Below are 5,921 nucleotides of genomic sequence, written 5' to 3' on the forward strand. Positions count from 1 at the left end.
GGTAAAGGTAAACCTTTATTTTACGAATTAGATGAAAGTATACCTTTACAACTAGACCAAGTTGATGTGATGGGTGGATTAACCATTCATATTTATCACAGACGCTAAAATAAGATATTAATCAAATAAATGTACCTATGTTTAACGCATGAATAATGTTGTTGAATATAGGTATTTTTTTGCATTTAATCTATCAATATCGCTTGTTTTTAGAAATAAATATACATTTCTCATGGTAGGATAATAGATAACTTACAACTAGTCACATGTTTATGTCCAAACGTAAAGACATGAGATGTTATTTAAAACAAAAATGTAAGCGCTATAATTATTGATAAGTTGGTGATATGGATGAGTATAACAAATGTAAATCAGAAATTAATTGACTATTTGATTGAACATGGAGACTTCGTTTTAGGACAAGAATTATCGCACCATTTCAAAGTATCAACAAAGACTATTTATCGCAGAATTAAACAAATTCGAGAAGAGTTAGGGGAGGAGATTGTTGAAAGTGATCGGACTAAAGGATATAAGCTCAATTTAAAAAAGTATATCAGTGTGGTGAATAGTATTTATGCAAATGATGAAATGGCATTGTCAGTCGAAGGTAGACGGCTCTCAATTTTGTACCATTTATTGATTTCCGCACCCAAACCATACACAATTTCAAAATTTTCTAGTCAATTTTTTGTAAGTCAAACTTCAATAGTCAATGATCTTGAAGCAATTGAAGAACGATTACAGGGGAGTCATTTAATCCTAAAAAAGAATAATTTAGGGACTGCCATACATGGCGAAGAAAAATATATCAGAAAAGAACTGATGCATTTACTCAATAGACTAATTGCGAATGCTGATACATCATTTCAAAATACCTTGAATATAAATCAAGATTCTATCGAATTTTTAAGTCAAGAATTCGATGAGCAATCAGTAGCAAAAATTAAAAGAATCCTGGATTGTGCGCATAAGCGATTAGGTTATCAAATTGAAAATCCTTATTATATTAATTTATTGACCCACTTGTTGATTCTAATGAACCGAACAGAAAATCCAGTGAATGCTTCAACTAAGGTCGCTTTTAATCATGAGGTGGTGAATCAAAAGAAATATACGATTGCTGAAATGATTATTCGCGAGATGGCAGCAGAATTTAATTTATGCATCGATAATTCGGAAATAGGCTATGTATATGCCTTCCTTATTTCAACTAGAAGGATTGATGACATTGATTTTATTGAACCACTAGGGAATCTAGAAATTATTAGTAATTCATTGGTCAATTCCTATGTTTCCGACTTAATTAGAGAAATGGAAAGTAAACTAGAAATTTGTTTTTCAGAAGATGAAATCCTTGTAAAATCACTAATTCAACACACACAACCTATGTTAAATCGGGTGAACTATCATGTTGTGATAGTAAATCCATTAACTGAAGATGTGAAAAAACACTTTACAACCACCTTTAAATTGCTGGCAGATATCTTAGCCAGTATTCACGAAAACTATAAAATTGAAAAATTATCTGATGATGAAATTGCTTATATCACCCTTTATTTTCAAAATGCCATCGAGAAGTCTACTAGAATCTTTAACATTTTAATTGTTTGTTCTACTGGCATCGGGTCATCGCATTTCTTAAAAACAAGGGTGGAAAATAATTTTCCCTTATTCAATATTGTGGATGTCATATCATCCAATGAAATATTTAACTATAAGACATCGGAGATTGACTTTGTTTTGACAACGGTCAATTTGCCACAAATGAGTATTCCCCATTTATTGATCGGTGCTTTGCTAGATAAGGCCGACATTAATATCATTAAGCAATTTATTAAAAGCAACTTTGGAGGACGTTAACTATGGATATGAATGAATTTTTATCAAAAGAACTCATCATTTTAGATTTGAAAGCAACTTCAAAAGCAGATGCAATTCAAAAGTTATGTGAAAGGCTGTATGCCGAAGATTGTATTACCGACGTAGATAAGTTTGTTGCAGATGTGTATGAAAGAGAGGCGGAGGGAGAAACAGGTATCGGACAAGGTATCGCTATTCCACATGGAAAATCAGAAAATGTGCTTAAAACTAGTTTGGCTATTGGGAGAACAGAAACAATTGATTGGGAAGGAGAAGAACATCAAGAAGTGACAATCATCATCTTATTTGCTGTCAGATTAGTCGATAATACATCTGTTCATTTAAAACTCTTATCTCAAGTTGCATCCAAATTAGCGCATGATGAAAGTCTTGAAATGCTAAAGACGGCAAAGAATGCAGAAGATATTATCAATATATTTGTAGATTAAGGAGGAACTATCGATGAAATTAGTTGCAGTTGTAGCGTGTACGTCGGGAATTGCCCATACGTATATCGCCAAGGAAAAATTAATTAGTGCCGCAGAAAAAAAGGGTCACGAGATTCGGGTAGAAACACAAGGAACAATTGGTATCGAGGGAGAGCTCACAAAAGAAGAAATTGACCAAGCTGACTTGGTAATTATGGCAACAGATATTCAGACATCTGGAAACGAGCGATTTGAACATAAAAAGATCATGAAAGTACCTACAAATGTCGCGGTTAAAGCTGCAGGACAATTAATTGAAAAAATCGAAAGCCAACTTGTAGAGGAGTGAGGACATGAAACGGATTGGTAATGAGTTAAAGCGGCATGCACTGACCGCAATTAGTTATATGTTGCCATTGGTTGTTGCTTCAGGTTTATTAATTGCTATCGGGAATTTGATGGGTGGTCAGGTTATTGAGGATTATACGCAATCCTTTACCATTGCGAGTGCGCTAACTAGTTTAGGTGTTATGGGAATGGGCTTACTATCACCATTTATTGCCGGATATATTTCTTATTCTATCGCTGAACGGCCAGGTATTGCACCAGGATTCCTTATGGGATTAATTGCCAATGCACTTGGTGCAGGGTTCTTAGGTGGTATGGTAGGTGGTTATTTAGTTGGTTATTTTGTTTTATGGATGAGATTAAAGTGGAAAGTACCAAAGTGGGCAGATGGTTTAATGCCTATGATGATTATTCCAACGATTTCTGCCATTGTGGTTGGATTGTTTATGTTCTTTGTGGTTGGAGGTCCGATTGCTTGGTTGACTGAACAATTAATTATTTACTTAGAAAGTTTAGACGAATCTTCACGGGTAGTTTATGGCTTTATCTTTGGAGTTCTTGGTGCCTTTGATTTTGGGGGACCAATTAGTAAGGTGCCAAACTTAATGGCGGATGGCTTATTACTTGAAGGAATTATGGAACCAGAAGCTATAAAAGTTATCGGCGCTATGGTCCCACCTATTGGGGTAACCTTTGGCTGGTTACTATCAAAAGTAGCGAAAAAACCAATTTATACAAAAGTCGAGGAAGATGCTATTAAAGTAGCTTTTCCAATGGGATTAACAATGATCACTGAAGGGGTAATTCCGATTGCAATGAATGACCTGTTACGAACAGTATTTGCTTGTTCAATGGGTACTGGTGTCGCAGGTGCAATTAACTTTTATTTCCAAAATGGGTCACCAGTGCCATCAGGAGGAGTCTTTGTGATCCCAGCAATGACTAAGCCACTAGTTGCAGTCGCGGCCTTACTTGCTGGATCTGTGGTGACTGGGATTATCCTGGTATTCATTAAGAAGAAAATTTCCCCAGAAGAATATGAAAATATTGCGGTAGTCGAAGAAGAAGAATTAGACTTGTCACAATTTAATATTGAAGGTTAAATCGAAAGGAAGTAATCCATTATGTTAATTACAATGTCAGAAATGCTAAAAGTTGCTAAAGAAAATCAATTTGCCGTGGGTGCCTATAATATTTCCGATGCGAATATTTTTAAAGCTGTTGTAGAAAAAGCAGAAGAATTATCAGCGCCTGCGATTATCGCTATTCATCCAGATGAACTAAGTTTCATTACCAATGAGTTTATTGCTTATATCAAAGCACGAACAGAAAATAGCAAAGTACCTTTTGTCCTTCATTTAGATCATGGTGGTTCATTAAAAGATGTGATTAATGCGATTAGTTGTGGTTTTACTTCGGTAATGATCGATGGGTCCCATTTAACATACGAAGAGAATATTGAAATCACCAAAAAAGCGGCAGAAATTGCACATGCTGTTGGGGTTTCCGTTGAAGGTGAATTGGGTACGATTGGAGACACAGGGACATCTATAGAAGGTGGGGTGACTGAAATTACTTACACTGTTCCTGCTGAAGCAGATGATTTTATTCAACGTACAGGAATTGATACCTTAGCAATTGCAATTGGGACAGCCCACGGTATTTATCCGAAAGATTTTGTGCCAAAATTAAAATTAGATATTTTAGAAGAAGTAAGTAACTTAGTAGATACCCCATTAGTCTTACATGGTGGTTCATCAAATTCAGATACTGAGATTGCGCAAGCAGTTGAAATTGGTATTCAAAAAATCAATATCTCTAGTGATACCAAAAAAGCATACTTTAAACGACTACAAGAATTGTTAGATTCAGACGTGATGTGGGAACCTAATGCATTGTTCCCTCCATGTATCGAATCTGCTAAAGAAGTAGTGGACCATAAGATGAACTTATTCAATTCTGTTAACAAAGCCAGCCTATATTATAGTTAGGAGTAGTTTTATGCCATTGGTCAGCTTAAATGAAGTGTTACCAGGAGCAAAAAAGGGTAAGTATGCAATTCCCGCTTTCAATGTCGTGAGTTTTGAAATGATTATTGCTGCCATAGAAGCAGCGGAAGCATTACAAATACCTATTATTATTGAATATACAGAAGATGATGGTAAACGGATACCGTTAGAATATATTGGACATTTTGCAAGTACACTAGCGAAAGATGCCTCTGTTCCTATTTGTGTCCATTTAGACCATGGACGAACTTTTTCCGGAATTGTAAAGGCAATAAAAAGTGGTTATTCGTCAGTAATGTTCGATGGGTCTGCTTTAGCTTTTGAGGATAATATAGAACAAACTAAGCATGTAGTGAATATTGCTCATGCATTAGGGGTTAGTGTGGAAGCAGAATTGGGTACAATAGAGTCAGGAGAACAACACTATACGGATGTGAAATTAGTAGATACTTTTACAAGAAAAACAGGTGTTGATGCTTTAGCAATCTCGATTGGTACTGAACATGGGGTATATAGCCATAAACCTGAAATAGACGTTAACCGTATTGAAGAAATTGCAACTGTGACCAAAACACCGCTTGTCATGCATGGTGGTTCTGGATTAGATCCAGCTATATATCCCCGTGTGATTCAAGCAGGGATTTCAAAAATCAATTACTATTCTGCTATGTCTAATAAGGTTTTAACGCAGATTATGAAAGACTTGAAAGAGAAGCAGAAGCAAGAAAATATCTACTTACAGGACTTTATTGATCTAGAATTAGCTTACTTCACTAGTGAAATGAAAGCAGTTATTCAGCAATTTAGACCTTAAAAAGCTAAATAAGCTAGCTTACCATGGGAATTCTCTATTAGATAAGAGACATAAATGGTTGAGCTAGCTTTTTATTTTATTATTTTTAAAATAGTCAGTTAAACTTGGTTAAATTCTTCAAGTTCGTAAGCACCTTTAGTATAGACAACATGAGCATAATGACCGTAATCTAAGTCTTCTTTTAGGTCAAATTCTGGTAGGACTTCATGTAGGAAGAAGCGAATGGGCATGTCGTGGCTGATGATTAAAACATTGATATCTTTTTTCTGGGTTTCCATACGGACTTCTAAGGCATCGTCATGGATATCCAACATGGCCTCTTCAATACGATTCCAAAATGTAATAAAGTCTTCTGAATTCCCTTCTTCGTCACGCTCAACAAGATTTTCAATAATCAGTGGTACATATTGAGTTGAGGGAATTTGATTGATACGCATGTCGTCAACCAATTGACTAATT

General features: G+C 35.4%; 7 protein-coding genes. 6 read left to right on the forward strand and 1 reads right to left on the reverse strand.

Annotated features, from left to right (window positions below; genetic code table 11):
• Positions 1–351: 351 nt before the first annotated feature.
• From ABS911_RS13860 to ABS911_RS13885, 6 genes are read left to right on the forward strand one after another with little or no spacing between them, the layout of a single operon-like run.
• Complete coding sequence (locus ABS911_RS13860) at positions 352–1,863, forward strand: BglG family transcription antiterminator (RefSeq protein WP_350468042.1); 1,512 nt, start codon at positions 352–354, stop codon at positions 1,861–1,863.
• A 2-nt stretch (positions 1,864–1,865) separates the two neighbouring features.
• A complete protein-coding gene (locus ABS911_RS13865) occupies positions 1,866–2,312 on the forward strand; it encodes a PTS sugar transporter subunit IIA (protein ID WP_350468043.1) in 447 nt (148 codons plus the stop codon).
• A 13-nt stretch (positions 2,313–2,325) separates the two neighbouring features.
• Complete coding sequence (locus ABS911_RS13870) at positions 2,326–2,640, forward strand: PTS fructose transporter subunit IIB (protein ID WP_350468044.1); 315 nt, start codon at positions 2,326–2,328, stop codon at positions 2,638–2,640.
• A gap of 4 nt (positions 2,641–2,644) precedes the next feature.
• Positions 2,645–3,742 carry a PTS fructose transporter subunit IIC gene (locus ABS911_RS13875; protein WP_350468045.1) on the forward strand — a complete coding sequence of 366 codons (1,098 nt, stop codon included), beginning with the start codon at positions 2,645–2,647 and terminating at the stop codon, positions 3,740–3,742.
• 21 nt (positions 3,743–3,763) lie between these two features.
• Positions 3,764–4,630 (forward strand): ketose-bisphosphate aldolase, encoded by an 867-nt coding sequence (locus tag ABS911_RS13880; protein ID WP_350468046.1) that lies wholly within the window; start codon positions 3,764–3,766, stop codon positions 4,628–4,630.
• Between the two features lie 10 nt (positions 4,631–4,640).
• The gene (locus ABS911_RS13885) at positions 4,641–5,462 is read left to right on the forward strand and encodes a class II fructose-bisphosphate aldolase (protein ID WP_350468047.1); all 822 of its coding nucleotides are present in this window, start codon (positions 4,641–4,643) and stop codon (positions 5,460–5,462) included.
• A gap of 98 nt (positions 5,463–5,560) precedes the next feature.
• Here the strand turns inward: ABS911_RS13885 and ABS911_RS13890 are convergent.
• On the reverse strand, positions 5,561–5,921 hold a 361-nt coding region (locus ABS911_RS13890), incomplete at its 5' end, for a histidine phosphatase family protein (protein WP_502880549.1).

This window comes from Carnobacterium sp. (assembly GCF_040274425.1).

What these genes read in the sequence shown, in the direction of transcription:
- ABS911_RS13875 (WP_350468045.1), top strand. Translation starts at nt 2,645, where the DNA reads ATGAAACGGATTGGTAATGAGTTAAAGCGGCATGCACTGACCGCAATT.
- ABS911_RS13885 (WP_350468047.1), top strand. Translation starts at nt 4,641, where the DNA reads ATGCCATTGGTCAGCTTAAATGAAGTGTTACCAGGAGCAAAAAAGGGT.
- ABS911_RS13860 (WP_350468042.1), top strand. Translation starts at nt 352, where the DNA reads ATGAGTATAACAAATGTAAATCAGAAATTAATTGACTATTTGATTGAA.
- ABS911_RS13870 (WP_350468044.1), top strand. Translation starts at nt 2,326, where the DNA reads ATGAAATTAGTTGCAGTTGTAGCGTGTACGTCGGGAATTGCCCATACG.
- ABS911_RS13880 (WP_350468046.1), top strand. Translation starts at nt 3,764, where the DNA reads ATGTTAATTACAATGTCAGAAATGCTAAAAGTTGCTAAAGAAAATCAA.
- ABS911_RS13865 (WP_350468043.1), top strand. Translation starts at nt 1,866, where the DNA reads ATGGATATGAATGAATTTTTATCAAAAGAACTCATCATTTTAGATTTG.